Origin of the sequence: Pseudanabaena sp. CCNP1317, assembly GCF_034931345.1 — a bacterium.
Lineage (GTDB): Bacteria > Cyanobacteriota > Cyanobacteriia > Pseudanabaenales > Pseudanabaenaceae > Pseudanabaena > Pseudanabaena galeata.
Genome location: NZ_JAYGIF010000015.1, coordinates 25,499 through 44,864 on the forward strand (window position 1 = coordinate 25,499; position 19,366 = coordinate 44,864).

Here is a 19,366-nt window from a genome sequence, read left to right on the forward strand (position 1 = left end):
CGCCCTGAGATTTCTTTGGCGGGCGTCCGGCCGCGCCACGCATGAAGGGGTGGCTGGCGCGATTTGGCGTCGTTTTCCGCTTGGAGAGGGTGCCGGGCCGGCGCATACTTGGCCCGTAAGGAGCATCGCCGTGAGGGTCGCCCTGACTGTTACGCTGATAGCGTTCGCCCCATCGCTCGCCTTCGGGGCGCCCAGCAACGTGAGCCCGACCAACAAGTTCGCGTGGTCGGAGAACTGCGGCTACCTGAACTTCCGCGACGCCGGCTCGCCCGGTGCGTCCCAGGGCGTGGTCATCGGCGCCCGGTTCCTGTCCGGGTTCGCGTGGGGGGAGAACATCGGGTACATCAACTTCGGGGACGGGACGCCCGCCAACGGCGTGTCGTACGCGAACATCGACGGCACGGATTTCGGCGTGAATGTCGACCTGGACACCGGGGATCTCACCGGGCTGGCGTGGGGTGAGAACGTCGGGTGGATCAACTTCGACACCCGCGCCTCGCTGGCGGGCTTCGCGCAGCAGGCTAGGGTCGACGCCCCGGCGCAGCGCCTGCGCGGCTACGCGTGGGGCGAGAACATCGGGTGGGTCAACCTCGACGACGCGCAGGTGTTCGTCGGCTTCATCCCCCAGTGCCCGGGTGACACCAACGGCGACGGGGTGGTCAACTTCGCGGACCTGAACAACGTGCTGTCGACCTTCGGGCAGTCGGGCGCGCCCGGGTTCACGGGGGCCGACCTGAACAACGACGGCGTCGTGAACTTTGCGGACCTGAACATCATCCTTTCCAACTTCGGCGTGGACTGCGGCTGAAACCCCTTCCGGGCTGTCTCTCCGGACCTTGCCCCTCTTCGTCGGACCCTAAGTCGCCCTTGCCGGGCGATTTTTCTTGACACCACCGCCGGGCGAGGGACACTGCAAGAGGATCAGCTTTCGAACATGTTGGGGTAAACCATGCGTCACCGCGGTATTCGTTCGGTCCTCCCACTGGCTGTGTGCGCAGTCGCCGCGTCTTCGTCATGGAGCGTGGGCGGGGTTTCGCTGGGAGATGCCGCGTTCGTGTTTGACGGCGAGTTCCGGTCACGAGGGGGGCTGACTTTTTCTTTCTCGCGTGCGACGGAGGCCAAGGACCCCGAGGGCAACAGCGTTGGTGTGGACGAGCCCAGGTTCGGCAGGCCACGCCTGCTCGCGCCGACTCCGATCCCCGAGACGGTGCGTCAGACCTCGAACCGGACGCTGCTGCTGGGTTCCGGCCTCGATCACGATGGCGTGACGCCTTTGCTGATTGTGTCCGAGGGGAACCGGCGGTATCTGGATGTGTTCTGGGTGGCGGACGATGCGCTGCTGGAGGCGGAAACAACCGGCGAAGGTCGGGTTCGCACGGTCATGGTCCGGCCCGGTGGGGGGAGCGTGATCGACCTGATGCGCGGCGCTGTCGAAGGGCGTGCTTTCTCGCCCAAGGCCGGCACGATCTGTCACGGGCTGTTGGTGCTGATGTGCGAGGTCTCGCACGAGACCGAGGTTGACGGGGCGACCGTCTGGCTGCCCGGTTCGGTTGCGCTGGTGATCTCTGCTGATCGCGGCGAGACTTGGCAGGTCGTGTACGAGGAGCCGGTGGATCAGCTGGGCAACGACCGGGTGCGTGAGTGGTCGCTGCAGAACTGGTGGCCTCTGGTCAGGGGCGAGGCGCCCACGGAAGCGTGGTTCGCAGGCGCTGACTACCGGCACCAGGCGGGGGCGGGCGGGGAGCCGCCGCTGGGCGGCGCGGTGTATGTGTTCCGCGCGACGCGTGCGCAGGTGGGCGCTCCCTGGGTGGTGGAGCCGGTGGTGCGTCCGATCATTATCACGGACGGGCCGAATTCTCATGTGCACGCCGCGGGCGTGATGCCCTTCGGCAACGGGGGCATCCGGGTGTTTGCCGGGATCGGCGACTCGCTGACCTACCAGCGGATCGTGAGCGCGACGCTTGAGGACGCTTCGTCGTATGACACTGCGCAGGACTGGGATTACAAGGATGATTACCACGGGTCTTTCGGGACGCGCGGTCTGCAGTTCGTGGGCTGCGCGCCCGGGCCGGACCCGTACAAGGCGATCCTGGGTTCGGACGAGAACGGCGACCAGATCGTGATGCTGCAGGCGGACGACAACGCGGGCTCGCGCGCCGATCTGCGTCACCTGTATGGTTTCGGGCTCACGAACGCGACTGGTTCGCGTAATTTCGTAATCCGCACCCCGACGCCCGAGCTGGGGGGACCCTACGTCTCGAACTTCGAACCGGGCAACAGCACGCTCGCGGCCAGCGCGAAGCGTCTGCAGTTCTCACCCGACGGCGAGCGCTGGGCTGAGGCCTGGTGCCCGGCGACGGCGGCGATGCCATCGGCAGCGGTGCACGGGAATCACATCTATGTCGATTCGCGCGTCAACAGCACTGGCATCCGGCGCATCCCGGTCCCCGAGACGCTGGAGATCCGTCCGCTCCTGCTCAGCTCGGGCGTCGAGAACAAGGCGACGGCGTCGATGAGCGCACCGCTGCCGACCGATTCCTCGAACGAGTTGACGCTGCTCGACCAGGCGTCCGCCGAGGCGCTCGATCCGCCGACCGATGGCCCGGTGTACCGGATCGGCTCTCTCGCGAACGGGTCGTCGAATCTGGCGCGGTTCCGCCCGGTGGCTCAGGGCACGCAGCACGCCTTTGGCGCGGTGGTGTTGCGGTTCTGGCTGCGGGTGGAGGGCGCGGAGGGCGCGCAGGTGATTATCCGTCGGAACACGCCGGGGTTCCCGGCCGGGCCGTGGTTCAGGTATCCCCTGCAGCAATCGGCGAATGTCTGGGCGCCCTTCGTGCTGCGCGACACGCCCTTCCCGGGCGAGTGGGAGACGATGGAGTACCAGGTTCATTCGTCCAGCCCGAGCGATCCGTTCGTGTGCTATCTGGCGGTCGACACGCTGACTGCCGATGGGCCGCTAACGGGGATGAGCGTGCCTCCGGAGCAGACCTACGCGAGCGAGTTCGCCTCGGTGGGCTCGTTCCCTGCGCTGGGCGACGAGTGGTCGGTGACGCTGTCGGGGCACGCGCTCGAATACTTGTGGGACTCGGTGAGCACGGGCGGGTACGAGTACCCGCTGGCCCGGATCGTTTCGGACGAACTGAACTACATTGAGTTGATCGCGCGCCCTTCCTCGCAGGATGTCCTGGTGCGCCCGGTCGTGAACGGGCAGGCCCCGGGATTCGGCGCGATCCTCCCGGGGACGTGGCTCAGGGGCACGCAGCTGCGGGTGTGCATCTCGCGTAAGACCGATGGGCAGCTCGAGTTCACCTCGAGCATCGGGCACCGGCTTATGACCCAGGGGGTCATCCTGGGCGAGGCCCCGCTTCCCCCGGTCCGCATCGACTTCTGGGGGGGGACCCAGAGTCAGCCCGGCGCGTTTGCCTGGCATGGGGGGCGCGTGGATGCGCGAGCGTTCACACAGCAGGAACGCTCAGCGGTCCTCGCGACGCTGTTGTGGCTGGACATCCCCAGCGTGGATTGCCCGGGTGACACCAACGGCGACGGGGTGGTCAACTTCGCGGACCTGAACAACGTGCTGTCGACCTTCGGGCAGTCGGGCGCGCCCGGGTTCACGGGGGCCGACCTGAACGACGACGGCGTCGTGAACTTTGCGGACCTGAACATCGTCCTTTCCAACTTCGGCGTGGACTGCGGCTGACTCGTTCCGGGGCGCGCGCTGTTCCCGGGTCGTGCCTTGCATCCGGCTGGCGGTCGTGCGATGATCGCCTTCGTGAAGAACGACACGCTTCGGTCCGCGACGACCGTGGCCATCAGATCGAGCCGGCGTTGCCGTTTCGCGGGGGGTGGGTGCGCGCGAGAGCGCGGTGGCGGGTTCACGCTCGCGGAGTTGGTTGTCTCGCTTTCGATCCTGGTGCTGCTCGTCGCGGTGCTGACGCCTTCGCTGACGTCGAGCGTGCTGAAGTCGCGGGATCATCGGTGTCAGACATCGTTGCGGCTGGCGGCGTGCGATTTCACGGTGTTCGCGATGGAACGTGGTGCGCGTCGGACGAGCAAGGGCGAGCGGGGTTTTCGGCTGACGGACTTCATGGCGTCGCAATACCGGGTGCTCGCGTACTGGGGGCACGCGGACGAAGGCCCGGTGAGGGTGTCGATGAGCGACGTGTTCGGATGCGCCAGGGTCGAAGCCATCGCGACGCTTGACCCCGGGGCGACCTGCATCACGAAGGCCGTCGGTCCTGGGTCGAGCGTCAGTTACGCCTTCAACGCGCGCCTCGTCCGGGCGGAGAAGATGGGCAAGCGGAGGTTGGTGGCGACGACCGACGTCCGGCTCGGGTCTTCCATCGTGGATCAGGGGCGTGTGCCGCTGGTGTGGGACAGCGACGGCGGGGGTGCGGAGCGCGCGGGCAAGAGCGCGCATTTCAGCGCGCCGCCGCTCGGGACTGGGCGGCTGTATGACGACGGTTCGCGCTGGTTCCCGGCGAGGCGCCATTCCGGCGTGATGCAGGTAGGCTATGTGGACGGGAGCGTGGGCGCCTCGCGCGACCCGGTGCGCGAGGATGCTTCGCTGTGGGGCTTTCAGGCGGTCAGGTAACTCAGGAGCGTGGGATTGGGACTTCGCGAGTCGTTGCTGGTCAAGTTTGCGATCCTGCTGGGTCTGTTCGTGTTGACGATCGCGAGCGGTCTGGGGGTCGCGGTCGTGTTTGCCGGGATCCAGGAGAGGCAGATCACCGGTCCGTTTCGTGCGCTGACCTGCGCGCTCACGGACCTTTCGCGGCTGGAGAGAGACATCGCCACGCTCGAGCGGGCGGTCGGGCATTCCGGGCTGCAAGCGGGTCGTCCGCCGCTGGAGCCGCTGGCGTCGTCGGCGCTCTCGGCGCTCGACGAGACGATCGAGTTCGCGAGGGCTTCGCCTCGTGTCGAGGCGACGATCGGCGCGTCGGCGCTGCGTCAGTTGGTGCATCTGATCGAGGAAGCGTAGGCCCGCTCGCGAGAGAGTCTGGCGGATCCCGGCGCCGAGGACGCCAGGGTGGTGGCGCTGTTGGCGCTGGGCGGCGTGCGTGAGTTCGTGGGCGTCGTGGAATCGAACGTGCTGATCGACGCGGCGCGCGCCGTGAGTTTCGGCGAGGAGATGCGTCGTACGCAGGTCTACACGCTGCACGCCGGGATGTTGTGCTCGGCGTTGATCGGCGTGTTGGCGCTGCTGCTGGTGCGACGGTGGGTGATGACGCCCTTGGCGCGCCTGCGCGAAGCGACGGAGCGGTTCGCATCGGGCGACCTGACGCACCGGGCGCTGGTCTCGGGGGTGGACGAGATGGCCGGGCTGACGGCGCAGGTGAACACGATGGCCGAAGCGATCGGGCAGATGCAGGAGCGCGAGGTCGAGCGCGAGCGTCTGGCGGCGGTGGGGGAGATGGTGCGCCGGCTCGCGCACAACATCAGGAATCCGATCGCCGGCATCCGAAATCTGGCTGAGTTGACGCATATGCGAAGCGCCGACGAAGGCGCGGTGCGCGAGATGCAGACCGAGATCATCCAAGCCGTCGACCGGTTCAACGTTTGGCTGCGCGAGCTCTTGGACGTGACGAGTCCTCTGGCGTTGCGCCCGGACACGCACGAGGTCGGGCCCTGGATCGAGGGCGTGGTGGGCGCGGTGCGTCCGCTGGCGACGATGTGCGACGTGGAGATCGCAGTGCGCGTGGCCGATGCGTCGATGCGCGCGGTGTTTGACGCGCAGCGTCTGGACCACGCGGTGGTGGTGGTTCTGACGAACGCGATCCAGGCGTCGCCGCCCGGTGCGCGGGTCGAAGTGGTCGTGACGGGCATGAACGAGGATTCATTTCCGGCGCGCGCGTGGCAGGTCGAGGTACTCGATGAGGGGGAGGGCGTGCCGGAGGAGATCAGAGATCTCGTGTTCCACCCGTACTTTACGACGAAGGCCGACGGCAGCGGCATAGGACTTGCAACAGCCAAGCAGATCGTGGCTGGCCATAGCGGACAAATCGAGCTCTTGACCCGCTCGGCTGGTGGCTCACGATGCGTTGTGCGGATTCCAGCCGAACCGCACGTCCAGTCTCTGGCGAAGCCACTGGCTGAAAGAGGCCGCGTGGCTGAAGTAAGCCGAAGGGATCGGGTGAATCGTGGCGAGCATACTGGTCATCGAAGACGAGCGGAACCTGCGCGTCACGATCCGTCGGGGTCTTGAGCTCGCGGGCCATGTTGTCTCGGAAGCAACGACACTCGCCGAGGCGCGCGAACAGACGAAAGAGCGAGAGTTCGACGCTGTCCTGTCGGATGTGAATCTTTACGGGCAGTCGAGTCTGGACCTCGTGCGTCAGCTGCGCGCTGATGGGTACGAGGGGGTGGTCGTGGTGCTGACGGCCTACGGCACAGTCGACAATGCGGTCGAAGCGATGAAGGCCGGGGCGGACGACTATCTCCAGAAGCCAGTCGGGATCGAGGAACTGACTCTGCTGCTGGGGCGGTCGCTGGAGAACCGGCGCACGCTGTCGCGGCTGCGCCTGTATCAGCGTCTGGAGCGTGTTCGCGCCGGGGGGGATACGGACGAGGCGCTGGGACAATCCGAGCCATGGCGGCGCGCCGTTCGCTTCGCGGAGCGGTTCGCGGAGTTGCCGCTGCCGACGCCCGGGCCGGGCGGGTCATCGATGTCGCTCGATCTGCCCACGATCCTGCTGCTGGGCGAGACGGGCACCGGCAAGGGCGTGCTGGCGCGTCACATCCACGCGACGGCGCCCGGGGTGAACGGGAAGGACCCGCCCCCGTTCGTGCACTTGAACTGTGCCGCGCTGCCTCAGTCGCTGATCGAGTCGGAGTTGTTCGGGCATGAACGTGGCGCGTTCACCGATGCGCGTGAGAGTCGCGCCGGCCTGTTCGAGATGGCCGAGGGTGGGACGATCTTCCTCGACGAGATCGGCGACATGTCGATCGGGGTGCAGGCCAAGCTGCTGACGGTGGTCGAGACTGGCCGGTTTCGGCGTCTGGGCGGCCAGCGCGAGCGGACCGTGCGCGTGCGCATCGTGGCGGCGACCAATCAGGACCTCGGCGGGCTCACGGCGCGAGGCGTCTTCCGGCAGGACCTCCTGTACCGGCTCAACGCGCTGACCATCCGTCTCCCGGCGCTGCGCGAGCGAGGCGAGGACTCGGTCCTCATCGCCCGGCGCACGCTCGCCCGCCTGGCGTCGCAGTATGGGCGCAGCGAGCTGGTCTTCGACGAGGACGCGCTCAACGCGATCGCCCACCACGACTGGCCCGGCAACGTGCGCGAACTCCTCAACTGCGTGAAACGGGCGGCGGTGCTGGCGGAGGGGCCCCGGATCAGCCCGAGCGACCTGGCCTTCGCTCCGACGCGCCGACGCGCACGCTCCAGTCGCCACTGGACCTCCAGAGCATCATGCGGATCTCGAGCAACACGCTGGTCAGAGACCCCGACGCGCTGCGATACGACTTCAGCGGCGGCCCCCTGGACATCGACCAGCTCGAACGCCGCTTCCTGATCGAGGCGATCAAGGCCGCCCGGGGCAACGTGAGCAAGGCAGCGCGCATGGTCGGGCTCAACCGCGGCGCGCTGCGCTATCGCATCGAGCGACTCCAGCTCGAGGGCGTGCTGGACGAAGCGTCGGCGCGGGCCTCGGACGCGGACTGAATCCCCCCGGATTGGCTCCGGCGCTGTCCACGACACGGAACCGGGGGCCGGGAGCGCTCGTACCGGAGGGCGCCTCGGTTCCCTTCCTTCACACGCCTGCCCCGGCTTTGTTGCGGGGGCGGGCGTTTTCGATCCCAGCGCCCGTGCCGGCCCGCCCGCGACGTTCCCCGACCGGTCCGAACGCCGATTCAGAGCAGCAGGGCCCGAAAATCGGCGCCTGGGGGTTTGGGGCGACCGGGACGCCTGGAAGCGTTCCTCTTCATCGGGAAGTCCGAGAATGAGGAGAAAGGGCACTCTCTGGGCGAAAACCCGCCGATTTTTGTTGCGGGATCGTGAAATCCGGGGTAGGTATGGTGCGTAGCGAATTGTGGAGAGGTCGCGCGCCGCGTCCCGAACTGTCCCCGTTCATGAACGCGGGAGTTCGGGGAGCGTCGGACCAGTAGCGGTAGTTCTGATCAGGACCGTCCAGCCGGAGACTATGCAGATGCGGAAGGCAAACCACATGACCCGTTCCCCCCTCGTGCTCGCGATCGCTGCGGGCATGTCTCTTGGTGTGACCGGCGCGGCCATGGCTGCCCCGAGCGCCGCCGATCTCGGCGCCGACGGCGCCCGTCCCGTGCTGTTCGAGGGCGCCCCGCGCGACGCCGCGATGCCCCTGCCCGATGGCTGGAGCATCAAGCGCGAACGTGTCGTGCGCATGACCGACCCCTCGCTGCTGCTCGACGGCGACAAGAACGCGGTTCTGTCGCTGAACCTCTTTGACGACCTGATCCTGACCGCCAACGCCGATCGCATCTTCGCCGAGGGCGTCGCGGACTTCAACTGGGTCGGCTCTCTCGTGCAGGACGAGCACGCGATCATGTCGATCGCACGCGTCGGCGACGCGATCGTCGGCGACATCAGCAGTCCCAAGTACGGCGAGTTCAAGATCCTCCCGGCCGGCGATGGCGTGTTCCGCATCCTCCAGGTCGATGTCGAGGGCCTGAACCCCTGCGGCAAGTCCGAAGCCGAGAACCTGTGGTGGGACCCCACCGCGACGGCGTTCGAGCCCGGCAAGCCCCTGCTCCCGCCCGATCACTACCGTGACATGCCCGCCGATGCGCCCAGCTTCGTCGATATCCGCGGCACGGAGCCCGTCACGGTCGACGTGCTCATCCTCTGGACCCCTCGCGCGCAGCTCTCCACCGGCTCCGAGGCCGCGATGCAGGCGGCCCTCGCGAACTTCATCAACAACACCAACACCTCGTACATCAACAGCGGCGTCGACCAGCGCGTCCGCCTGGTGCACTCGCAGCGCACCGAGTATGTCGAGGCGACCGGCAGCAGCGGCACCCCCATGGGCACCGACCTGTCGCGCCTTCGCAACAACGGCGACGGCGTCATGGACGAGGCCCACGCGCTGCGCAACCAGTACGGCGCCGACCTCGTGCACCTGGTGTCCGGCGTCGCCAACGGGGCCTGCGGCATCGCGTACCTGCTCTTCCCGGGCGGGAACTCCAGCACTGGCTTCGGCGTGACCGCCTACTCCTGCGGCTGGTCGACCTTCGCCCACGAGCTCGGTCACAACATGGGCTGCGCGCACGACCGTAACAACGCCGGCAGCGGCTATCGCTGCTGGTCCTTCGGCTATCGCACGACCAACAGCGCGTGGCGCACCATCATGGCCTACGCCCCCGGCACACGCATCAACTACTACTCCTCTCCCGACGTGACCTGGAACGGCTTCACGATGGGCATCGGCACGACGACCTGCCCCTCCACCACCGCCGCCGACAACGTGCGCACGATGAACGAGACGCGCAACGTCGTCGCGAACTTCCGCTCCAGCGTGGTCGGCAACCCCGCCCCGACCGACTTCTCGGCTGTCGCTCCCGCGAACAACGCCACCGGCGTTGCCCTCAGCGGCTTCGGCATCCAGTGGCAGCCCGCGCAGTTCGCGCAGACCTATGAGGTCCTCATCTCCACCAACGAAGACATGGTGGATCCCATCGTTTCGGTCACCGGCCTCACCACCAACGCCTGGCCCGTGCCCCCCGGCACGCTCCAGCACGGCACCCGCTACTACTGGTCCGTCATCGCGACCGGCTCGGGTGGCCAGAACACCATCTCGCCCGACCCGTCCACCTTCGTCACCCGCCCCTACGCCGACCAGAACGGCGACGGCACGGTCAACTTCAGCGACCTCAATCTCGTGCTCTCGCAGTTCGGCCAGTCCGGCCCGACGCTCATCGGCGACGTGAACCGCGACGGCACCGTCAACTTCAGCGACATCAACGCCGTCCTCTCCAACTTCGGCAACACCCCGAACTGATCGGGCGCCGAACGATCACACGGATCTGAAACCGCGGCCCCGACCTTCCGTCGGGGCCGCGTTGTTTTTTGATCGGTGTGCGCCGGCGCGTTCCGCTCAGGACACGCCGTACTCGGCCCAGCTCGAGGGCGTCTCGCCAACGCGCACGCGTTCGAGCCGGACGCCCGGGGGGAAGGCGTAGCGCACGCTGTCCTTCGGGTCGGTCATCTCCTCGCGGCGCGACAGGATGCCCGAGAGGTGGTCGAAAATCAGTTTCGCCATCGCCTCGGTGGTTGGGTCCTGGTTCTCGAACGCGACGAGGCGCTCACCGGCGAGCGCGCGGAGCTGTGCGGCCCGCGGGTCGGCGCTGTTGATCGCCATCGCGTGGTCGAAGCGGTCGATGAACCCATGCACCGCGAGTTTGATCGCCTTGAAATCACACACCATGTCGCGCTCGTCGAGCGACTCGCTCGACAGAACGACCTCGACCACGCGCGTGTGCCCGTGGGGATAGCGGCACGCGCCGGGGTGCTTCGAGAGCAGGTGCCCGCTCTCGACGGTGAACGATTTGCAGACGCGATAGACCACTTCGAACAACGCTCCGCGTGGGGTGGGCGACGGGCTCGACCCGGGCTCTGGTCAGGTTCCGCGGCGGTTCCCGAAGAGCTCGATGTGGAGCCGCTGACAATAGCGCCAGCCCCGCTCCACGCACGCCGACGCCACCCAGGCGCTCCGCTGGCCGATCTCCTCCCGGGTCCGCCCCTCGGGCATCAGCAGCACGTCGGACGCCTCCCAGCCCTCCAGACGGGCCAGCAGGGCCTCGATCTCCGCGAGGTCGCCCGGGCCGGTCACGACGAACTTGAGTTGCAGGTCCCGTCCCGACTCGCGCTGACGTCCCAGAAGCGAACGGAGCACGGGCAGGTTCTCGCGCCGGGACTCGTGCATCGCGTGCTCGCGCGGGAACGCGACCGGGTCGGGCGCCGAGTTCGACAGTTTCGGGCTGACGCTGAGCAGGTCGCAGGGCGCCCCGGGGGCGGGGTCAAGGGTCCCCGCGGTCTCGACGGTCACATGCATCCCCTGCGCGCGCAGGCCCTCGCACAGCTCGACGACACGGGGGAAAAGCAGTGGCTCGCCCCCGGTGACGACGGCGTGGCGCACACCGGTGCGACGCGCCTCGTCGAGCAGGTCGGCCATCGCGCGGGTCTGTTTCTCGGGCGCCCAACTCGCGTAGGGCGTGTCGCACCACGCGCAGCGCAGGTTGCAGCCGGAGAGGCGCACGAACCACGAGGGCACGCCGGTCAGTTTCCCCTCGCCCTGCACGCTGACGAAGGTCTCGGCGATGGGCAGCGCGTCGGAGGGTGGCGGCGGCGGTTCCGATGGGTCCCTCGCGTCGCGCGCCTGAGGGAGTGGGACGGTCACGCGTCGGCCCCGTCCCACACGCGCTTGCCGGCGGCTCGGACCTTGATCGCCGCGCGCACATCGAAGCGGTACTTCGTCGGGTCGGGCACACCGGCGTCCTCGAACCCCTTGCGCCGCAGCGTGCACGCGTCGCAGCGCGCGCAGGCGAGGCCCTGCTCGTCGGGGTCGTAGCACGAGTGCGTGAGCGACAGGTCGACGCCCAGCGCGGCGGCGCGCTTCACGATCGCGCCCTTCGACAGCCCGGCCAGGGGCGTCTCGATGCTGATGGGCCTGCCCTCCACGCCGGCGCGCGTGCCCAGGGCCGCGGCACGCTGGAACGCGCCGATGAACTCCGGCCTGCAGTCGGGGTACCCGCTGTAGTCCACCTCGTTGACGCCGATGTACACATGCCCGGCGTCGACGGTCTCCGCGAACCCCATCGCGAGCGCCAGGAACAGCATGTTGCGCGCCGGGACATAGGTCACCGGGATGTCCGCGCCCATGCGCGCCTCGTCGCGGTCCTTCGGGACCGCGATGTCGCCCGTGAGCGCCGAGCCGCCCACGGCACGCAGGTCCAGACGCACCACCGTGTGCGACGACGCCTCCAGGTGCTTCGCGAGGGCGGCGGCGGCCTCCAACTCTCGACGGTGACGCTGCCCGTAGTCGATGCTCAGCGCGCACACCGTCTTCGCGTGCTCGCGCGCGGCGACGCCCAGCGCCACGGCGCTGTCCAGCCCGCCCGACAAGAGCACGACCGCTTTCCCGCTCATGCCCACCATCTTAGTCGCAGCGCCGTGCCCGACCCACGCCTTCGGGGGCCCCCGGACCCGTCGCTGCCCGTCTTTCACCGGGAAATCCGCCGGTTTTCCGCGCCCCGACAGGGTTCTCGGCCCTTGGGAGCGTCCGTCGGGGGGTCGTCGCGGGGGTGGCTGTCAGCCCAGGCGTTCGCGCACGCTCTGGATCGCCTCGCCGATGGCCCGGTCGAGGTCGTCGTTGAGAATGAACCGGTCGTAGACGGCGCACCGGCGCGCCTCGGCCATCTCGTCGCGCGCCCGCGCGAAGCGTTTCTGGATCACCTCTTCGCTGTCGCGCTGGCGCGAGCGCAGGCGCTCGAGCAGCGCGTCCTCGCTGGGGGGCAGGACGAACAGCCCGAACGCGTCGGGGATCTGCGACTTGACCTGCTTGGCGCCCTGCACATCGATCTCGAGGATGACCAGTCGACCCTCGCGCATCGCGTCGTCGACCGGGGCGCGCAGCGTGCCGTAGCGCTTGCCATAGACGCCGGCGTGCTCGAGGAACTCGGCGCGATCGATGCGCGCGAGGAACTCGTTCTCGTCGACGAAGCGGTAGTCCACGCCCTCGGTCTCGCGCGGGCCGGGCGGGCGCGTGGTGAGCGAGACCGAGAGCAGCGAGCCGGCGAAGGCGTCGTGGACGGCACGCGCGATCGTGGTCTTCCCGGCCCCGGAGGGCCCGGAGACGATGACGAGGAGTCCCTGCTTCGATTCGTGCGCCGGCGTGGGGGGCATGGGGGCAAGGGTATCGCCCCCGAACGCGTCACGCGTTGGCCGGGCGGGCGTCGTCGTCGTTTTCGTTCGATGCCAGGAGCGTCAGCGCCAGGGCGAGGCGCTCGGCCGCGGCGCTGCGCTGCTTGGGCACGCTGATGGTCTGGGCGTCGTCGTGCTCGTCGAGGGCCACGCGGAAGCGCCGGGGCTCCTCGGTCTTCACCACCGTGACGCCCCCGATGGGCGCCTCGGCGACGACGCGGATGGACGAGGGCTTGTCCATCGCCAGGCGCAGCATTTCGTTGCCCGAGGCCTGCGCGTCCAGCACCAGCAGGCGCGAGTCGGTCAGGATCAGGAACCGTCGCCGGGGGTTCATCATCGCCGCCACCAGCAGCGGGCCCACGAGCGGCGCCATGCTGAGCCCCAGTTGCAGCGTCATGGTCGCCCCGCTCGAAGCACGCTCCACCACCCCCCAGCCCACGACGGTCTCCTCCGGCAGCAACTTGGCGCGCAGCAGCCCACGCAACTGGAAGGGCCCGAAGACGCAATTGGCGAACCGGCGCGGCATCGTGTCATTCTTCGGCGTTCAACCCGCCGCGGATCGGACCACGCCGGGTTCGTCCCTCAAATGGCGCGCCGGGCGGACGCCGCCTCCGGGAGCGGAGAAACCTGCCAAACACCGGACAACGCACGCGCCTCCCGAGGGGCCTCGCGGGCGGAAGGCCGGTCCGCGCCGTGCGCGCAACGCGAACGCGGCGGGCGACCCATGAGCCGCCCGCCGCGTGTGTTCTGTCAGAGCAAATCGATCCTCACGCGTTTCAGTCGAGACTGTTGTACAGGTTGATCGCCTGTACCAGCCGGGCGACATCCTGCGAGCAGGTCGTCTCGTCGCCGTTGAGGTCGACGGGGTTGTTCATCCACTCGGCCACATCCTGGGTGCACAGGTCGTCGTCGGCGTTGAGGTCGAATCCGAGCAGGAGTTCGGTTTTGCAATTGTTTTCACGCACCAGCGAGATGGTGAACGACTCCTGGCGGGGTGAGCCGGTCACATCCTGCAGGGTCAGGCCGCCGCGCTTCTGAAGCGCAGTGATGCTCGACTGATAGTCGTTCGTTGGGCTCTGGGCGTAGCGGATCTCGTAGGCGCCCGTCGAGCTGTAGGTCCCCGTGGTGCGGCTGATCTTGAGATAGCCGCGCCCCTGGACGGTCTGGAAGTTGAAACTGAACTTGTTCGTGATCTCCTGCATGTCCCCGGGACTCAGAACATTCTCAGCGTTCGACCAGATCGACACGGGCCAGCCGTTGTCACTGGTGCCGGGGAAGGTCTGCTCCACACCACCGTAAAACTGCAGTACGACATCGGGGGTCTGAGGCTCGCATACCCAGAGTTCGGGGTCGGCGATGGTGCCGGCAGGCCCCGATCCCGGACCCCACTCGAAGGTGACGATGGGGTTGCCCAGCACGCCCTTGGATTCCGCGGTGTAGATCTCAAAGGGCGCGAGACCGGCGACACCGCCGCCGACGCTTGCGCGGGGGATGTTGTAGACGGGGTCATCGAGAACCAGCGAGGTCCCGAGTTTGATCTTCGCCTCCGGGTGCCAGACGCCGCCGTCATCTTCCGCGTTGAGGATCATGCGACCGACGAGCCCTGACTGAGGCAACTCAAAGCGTGAGAAGTTCTCAGGATCGATCTGCGGATCCGGCGTCGGGGACGCGAAGTCCTTGCCGACTCTCACGATGATGTCCTCCGGCGACTGACCCCAGAGGCTCCTCGGTGCGAATGATCGCAGGGACAGTCGAGGACCCCAGGTTGCGGTGAATCACGAGACCGTCGTTCGAACCCCCCAACCCGATCTGCTTGGCGTCGATCAGGCCGATGAAGTCGCCCGTTGTGCTGTTGTCTCCGGTCGTGCGAAGCGAGCGGAGCACACCCTTCCCAGGCCCCAACTCTCCGGGTTCGACGGAAGCGTGGATCTCGCCAGCCGTAATTTCGTCGATGAATGAGTAGCTCCGAATCACGACTGGACTCGTGGGCGTACCTAGGGATTCACCTACTTCGATGACATTGATGCCCCCACTAGGAGCATCGATGGCACCGAAGACACTGCCCACACACTCCAGTCGCTTGAGCTGCGAGCTCGTTGAGAAGAGTGACTCGTCGTTGGTGCTCAAAATGACATCGCCCAAAACATACCCGTCGACGGCGAGTCCAGCAAGTCCCGCGCCGATCTTGTCGTCACCGATTCCAGTGACATTTGGGGTTGCGTTGACTCCCAACTCGCCCAAGTCACCCGAGATGCTGCCGCCGACATAAAGCTCTTCGAGCTGCGCGCCCCGACGGACTGATCGGATATGGTTGAATCGGTATATGCCAGCCGAGAAGTTATCGATCTCGCCAAGCGACAGGATCGCGATACCAGCGGCGCTGTTCTCGCCTTTGTCGATGCGGATTTCCTCGATGTTCACCCCGGGTGTCGTGGCAAGGATCTTGATGACGACAAAGTTCTGTGCGCCGTGAGGCGGGGCGGTCTCAAGAATGATAGTCCAGAACCCTGTAACCAAATCCTGACAGAACGCCGCCGCCTCCACCCCGTCGTACTCGACATAGATCGTGGGGTTGTTGCAGTCGTTCGCCCAGTAGAGGTGAGAGGGATTGTTTGGATCGACGCAAGGCACGCTGGTGCCGGTGCACGGCGTAATGGGGTCTGCGATCGCATTTGGGGTCCCTGCTGCCGCCAAAATGAATGCTGCCAGCCAGAGCATTACTCGATTCATCATCATCTGCTCCTTCGGAAAAGAACAACCACGGCGATTCCACCTATCCCCAGAACACCCGGAGAAGGGACCGCCATTGCGAAGCGTGCGGTCACATAACGTCCACTCGCGAGTGCGGAATCCACATGAAACAACTCGATCCGGTCTCGGTACAGCTGGTCCCCCGGCGTCAACTCCGTCGGGCTACGTCCCGTCGACAGCACCAGACGGCTCGTGTTGAAGGGTGAACCGCGGTCCTCCGTCCATTCCCTCGCGCCCCCCGACGCGTCCAACAAACCCCAGGGCGTCTGTACATCCCCGTAACTTCCGACATCCCATGGACGAAACTGCTCCGAGGGCCACTCGACGGCGTTGCCGGCGCTGGTCTCTCCGCCCATCGCAGGATCGCCCGGCATCAACTGCTCGTCGCTCGCGTCTGGGAAGAGCCAGTAGCCGCCCTCGCCCGGACCGTTTCGGTTGGGATCCCAGTGGGCGGCCTTCACCCACTCGTCGCGAGAGGGGATCCACACCCGCGCGCCGGGCGTGCGCGTGCCCGTGACGGTGTCGTCGTAAGCGCCTACGGCGAAGGTGTCGTGGCTGGCGTTGGCGAGGTCGGGGGCACCGTGATGGAGCCAGTTGGCCATGCGCGCAAAGTAGCGGAAGCTCGCGTACGCCGGGCGGCTCTCCCATCCGGAGGGGATCGCGTAGGCTGGCGAACCAGCGGCGTCGTTACCGAGCCATCCCAATGAGTTCCCAGCGAGATTAATCGCCTCGTTCTGTGGCACGAAATGGCGATAGACATCCACGAACCGTGCGTACTGCGCCACGGTCGTCTCGGTCGTGGCGATGCGGTATTCGTAGTCCACTCGACCCACGGAGGCGGTCTGGTTGATGTTGAAATAGGTGTAAGCGGGGTTGCCAGCGTCGCCGATGGTGCTGAAGGTGATTCCGTGCTCCTGCGTGAACCGCAGGTGCTGGTTGTTGTGCACGCCCTGCGCAAGCGCGACGCTGCTCAGCGAGAGGCCCGCGATCAGGAGGGCACACACGACGGGTTTGGACTGGCACACTGACATTGCGCTCGGACTCCTCTCAGAAGTCTCGGTCCCGTTCGCTCGCTCGTGGCCTTCGTCCCCGGTTGCCCCCATGGCCCCCGAGAGACAACCCGCTCATCTTGACAGACGCAAGATACCAAGCCCTCGCGCCGCCGCAAGCCCCAAAGGACCGAGAATCACAAAAACTTCTCGGACCGGCCACACGCCGGTCGCTCCTTGTGCTCTTTCAAGGTAGCGGCGGGCCTTCCCGACGCAAGACAAAACCCCAGAGATTGCAGGGATTTCTGGCGTCGGGCCGGGGTCCGTGAACGCGGGCGGCGCGCCGGCGGCCCGGACGCCCCTTGCCGACGCGCCCCGCCGCCTCTACCCTCGGTGCCCGGCCCGCGCGATCCGCCCGTTTATCCGGATGAACGGGCGGATGGTCGCTCTCCCCGCCGTCACCGACCCACCCTCGGAGTCTCCCCATGTCGCGTCGTCTGTTCACCTCTGAGTCCGTCTCGATGGGGCACCCCGACAAGGTCGCCGACCAGATCTCCGACGCGATCCTCGACGCGATGCTCGCCGTCGACCCCCGGGCGCGCGTCGCGTGCGAGACGATGGTCTCCACCGGCATGGCGGTCATCGCGGGCGAGATCACCGTCGACGGGTGGGTCGATGTCGACACCGTGGTGCGCGACACGGTCCGCGAGATCGGCTACACCGACCCGGCGATGGCGTTCGACGCCGACTCGATGGCGGTCCTGCAGGCGATCAAGAAGCAGTCGGCCGACATCGCGATGGGCGTGGACAAAGACGGCGCCGGCGACCAGGGCATGATGTTCGGCTTCGCGTGCCGCGAGACGCCCCAGTTGATGCCCCTGCCCATCGAACTGGCCCACCAACTCGTCGCGCGCCAGGCGAAGGTCCGGCGCGAGGGGATCATCCCCGGCCTGCGCCCCGACGCGAAGAGCCAGGTCACCGTCGAGTACCCCTCGCACGACACCACGGCACACCCCGACAAGGTCAACACCGTCGTGCTCTCCACCCAGCACGACAAGCGCTGGAACGATAAGCAGGGCGCGCTCAAGAACGAGATCATCGAGCATGTCATCAAGCCCGTGCTGGGCGACTGGTTCCACCCCGGGATCATCATCCATGTGAACCCCACCGGTCGCTTCGAGATCGGCGGGCCCCACGGCGATGTCGGGCTGACCGGGCGCAAGATCATCGTCGACACCTACGGCGGGCGCGGTCGCCACGGCGGCGGCGCGTTCAGCGGCAAGGACCCGACGAAGGTCGACCGCTCCGCCGCCTACATGGCGCGATACATCGCCAAGAACATCGTCGCCGCCGACCTCGCCGATGTGTGCGAGGTGCAACTCTCCTACGCGATCGGCGTCGCGGAGCCCACCAGCGTGCTCGTCGATTGCATGGGCACCGGGAAGGCGAGCGACGACGCGATCGCCCGGGGCGTGCGCGAGGTCTTCGCGCTCACCCCCAGGGGCATCATCGAGTCGCTCAAACTGCGCGCCCCGATCTATTCCCCGACGGCGCGCCACGGGCACTTCGGGCGCGACCCCGGCGCCCGCCCCGGCGGCGCCCCGACCTTCACCTGGGAGAAGACCGACAAGGTCGACGCGCTGCGCGCCGCGGTCCGCTGAACGCTCCGGACGAACACCTCGCCTTTCCTCGCGCCCCTCTTTCGGCGTCCGTGAGGATGCGATCCCGCGCGCACCCGGCTACCCTCGCGTCTGGCCCGGTCGCGGACCGGCGTTGTTGCATTCCTTCTGACAGTCAGGGAGACGGCCGTGACCAGTTCCACGCTTTCGCTCGCTTCGTGCACCTTGATCGCCCTCGCCGGCGCGGCGTCCGGCGCCGAGTTCCACACCTCGCTCGCCCTCGACGCCGCGGAGGTCATGCGACAGGACGCCGCCGCCGCCGCGCAGACGGACGCCGACGCCCTCGTCGTCCCTGCGCAGCCCACGTCCTGGTCCGAGGGCTGGGCTGGCTCCGTGGAGCTGGGTCTCAACGGCACCACGGGCAACAGCGAGCGCGTCTCGTTCCGCGGCGGGGTCAGCGGGCGACGCCAGACCGACGACTACGACACGCGCCTGGGCTTCTTCTTCCTGTACTCGCGCGACGACGGGGACACCTCCGACAACCGCGTCGCGCTCGACGCGCGCAACGACTGGCTCTTCGACGATTCCCCCTGGCGCTTCTTCGCCACGCTGCGCTCCGAGTACGACCAGTTCCAGGACTGGAACACGCGCACCGCCTTCTTCATCGGCCCCGGCTACGAGTTCATCAAGAACGACAAGACGCTCCTCGTCGGGCGAGTCGGTATCGGCGGCAACTACCGCACCGGCGGCAACGACGACGGGTTCACCCCCGAAGCCCTCATCGGCGCCGACTTCGAGCAGAAGATCACCGAGCGTCAGAAGATCTTCCTCACCGGCGAGATCTACCCCAACCTCGACGACGGCGGCGAGTTCCGTGGCCTCGCGCGGGGCGGCTGGGAGATCCTCGTCGACCCCGATGTCAACATGACGCTCAAGATCGGCTTCGAGAACCGCTACGACTCCGATCCCGGCGGCGACGCCAAGAAGAACGACTTCGATTACTACCTCGCCCTCGTGTGGGCGTTCTGAACCGGCGCGCATTCATTGATTCCGACGCGCCGGGGCCGACGCCGCGGCGCGTTCTTTGCAGCGACCACGACCGTGACCGCACG

18 protein-coding genes are annotated in these 19,366 nt (G+C 67.4%); 10 read left to right on the forward strand and 8 right to left on the reverse strand.

The window, feature by feature from the left end:
* Positions 1-130 precede the first annotated feature (130 nt).
* From VB775_RS07260 to VB775_RS07295, 8 genes are all read left to right on the forward strand, one after another.
* Positions 131-808 (forward strand): hypothetical protein, encoded by a 678-nt coding sequence (locus VB775_RS07260; RefSeq protein ID WP_323216691.1) that lies wholly within the window; start codon positions 131-133, stop codon positions 806-808.
* 246 nt (positions 809-1,054) lie between these two features.
* On the forward strand, positions 1,055-3,700 hold the full coding sequence (locus tag VB775_RS07265; RefSeq protein ID WP_323216692.1) for a hypothetical protein: 2,646 nt from the start codon (positions 1,055-1,057) through the stop codon (positions 3,698-3,700).
* Positions 3,701-3,760: 60 nt separating this feature from the next.
* Positions 3,761-4,594: a type II secretion system protein gene (locus VB775_RS07270; RefSeq protein WP_323216693.1), complete on the forward strand. Its 834-nt coding sequence runs from the start codon at positions 3,761-3,763 to the stop codon at positions 4,592-4,594.
* 15 nt (positions 4,595-4,609) lie between these two features.
* Complete coding sequence (locus VB775_RS07275; RefSeq protein ID WP_323216694.1) at positions 4,610-4,981, forward strand: hypothetical protein; 372 nt, start codon at positions 4,610-4,612, stop codon at positions 4,979-4,981.
* 48 nt (positions 4,982-5,029) lie between these two features.
* Positions 5,030-6,205 (forward strand): HAMP domain-containing sensor histidine kinase, encoded by a 1,176-nt coding sequence (locus VB775_RS07280; RefSeq protein ID WP_323216695.1) that lies wholly within the window; start codon positions 5,030-5,032, stop codon positions 6,203-6,205.
* Positions 6,141-7,514: a sigma-54 dependent transcriptional regulator gene (locus tag VB775_RS07285; protein ID WP_323216696.1), complete on the forward strand. Its 1,374-nt coding sequence runs from the start codon at positions 6,141-6,143 to the stop codon at positions 7,512-7,514. The genes VB775_RS07280 and VB775_RS07285 overlap by 65 nt, the downstream gene beginning before the upstream one ends.
* Positions 7,412-7,663, forward strand: a complete 252-nt coding sequence (locus VB775_RS07290; RefSeq protein ID WP_323216697.1) for a helix-turn-helix domain-containing protein — start codon at positions 7,412-7,414, stop codon at positions 7,661-7,663. The genes VB775_RS07285 and VB775_RS07290 overlap by 103 nt, the downstream gene beginning before the upstream one ends.
* 502 nt (positions 7,664-8,165) lie before the next feature.
* A complete protein-coding gene (locus VB775_RS07295; protein ID WP_323216698.1) occupies positions 8,166-9,974 on the forward strand; it encodes a M12 family metallo-peptidase in 1,809 nt (602 codons plus the stop codon).
* Positions 9,975-10,070: 96 nt separating this feature from the next.
* Here the strand turns inward: VB775_RS07295 and VB775_RS07300 are convergent, their stop codons facing one another.
* The 8 genes from VB775_RS07300 to VB775_RS07335 all read right to left on the reverse strand — a co-directional run bounded on the left by VB775_RS07300 (position 10,071) and on the right by VB775_RS07335 (position 16,677).
* Complete coding sequence (locus VB775_RS07300) at positions 10,071-10,541, reverse strand: 6-carboxytetrahydropterin synthase (protein WP_323216717.1); 471 nt, start codon at positions 10,539-10,541, stop codon at positions 10,071-10,073.
* A gap of 51 nt (positions 10,542-10,592) precedes the next feature.
* On the reverse strand, positions 10,593-11,372 hold the full coding sequence (locus tag VB775_RS07305) for a 7-carboxy-7-deazaguanine synthase QueE (protein ID WP_323216699.1): 780 nt from the start codon (positions 11,370-11,372) through the stop codon (positions 10,593-10,595).
* Positions 11,369-12,121 carry a 7-cyano-7-deazaguanine synthase QueC gene (queC, locus tag VB775_RS07310; RefSeq protein ID WP_323216700.1) on the reverse strand — a complete coding sequence of 251 codons (753 nt, stop codon included), beginning with the start codon at positions 12,119-12,121 and terminating at the stop codon, positions 11,369-11,371. Before queC ends, VB775_RS07305 begins: the two co-directional genes overlap by 4 nt.
* 162 nt (positions 12,122-12,283) lie before the next feature.
* A complete protein-coding gene (gmk, locus tag VB775_RS07315) occupies positions 12,284-12,877 on the reverse strand; it encodes a guanylate kinase (RefSeq protein WP_323216701.1) in 594 nt (197 codons plus the stop codon).
* A 28-nt stretch (positions 12,878-12,905) separates the two neighbouring features.
* A complete protein-coding gene (locus VB775_RS07320; RefSeq protein WP_323216702.1) occupies positions 12,906-13,421 on the reverse strand; it encodes a hypothetical protein in 516 nt (171 codons plus the stop codon).
* A 250-nt stretch (positions 13,422-13,671) separates the two neighbouring features.
* On the reverse strand, positions 13,672-14,586 hold the full coding sequence (locus VB775_RS07325) for a hypothetical protein (protein ID WP_323216703.1): 915 nt from the start codon (positions 14,584-14,586) through the stop codon (positions 13,672-13,674).
* The gene (locus VB775_RS07330; protein ID WP_323216704.1) at positions 14,531-15,628 is read right to left on the reverse strand and encodes a hypothetical protein; all 1,098 of its coding nucleotides are present in this window, start codon (positions 15,626-15,628) and stop codon (positions 14,531-14,533) included. Before VB775_RS07330 ends, VB775_RS07325 begins: the two co-directional genes overlap by 56 nt.
* Complete coding sequence (locus tag VB775_RS07335) at positions 15,628-16,677, reverse strand: SUMF1/EgtB/PvdO family nonheme iron enzyme (protein ID WP_323216705.1); 1,050 nt, start codon at positions 16,675-16,677, stop codon at positions 15,628-15,630. Before VB775_RS07335 ends, VB775_RS07330 begins: the two co-directional genes overlap by 1 nt.
* A gap of 443 nt (positions 16,678-17,120) precedes the next feature.
* On the opposite strand from VB775_RS07335, the gene metK reads away from it, so the two are divergent.
* Together metK and VB775_RS07345 are read left to right on the forward strand one after the other, a co-directional pair.
* Positions 17,121-18,296: a methionine adenosyltransferase gene (gene metK / locus VB775_RS07340; RefSeq protein ID WP_323216706.1), complete on the forward strand. Its 1,176-nt coding sequence runs from the start codon at positions 17,121-17,123 to the stop codon at positions 18,294-18,296.
* 147 nt (positions 18,297-18,443) lie between these two features.
* Positions 18,444-19,283: a DUF481 domain-containing protein gene (locus VB775_RS07345; protein WP_323216707.1), complete on the forward strand. Its 840-nt coding sequence runs from the start codon at positions 18,444-18,446 to the stop codon at positions 19,281-19,283.
* Positions 19,284-19,366 lie beyond the last annotated feature (83 nt).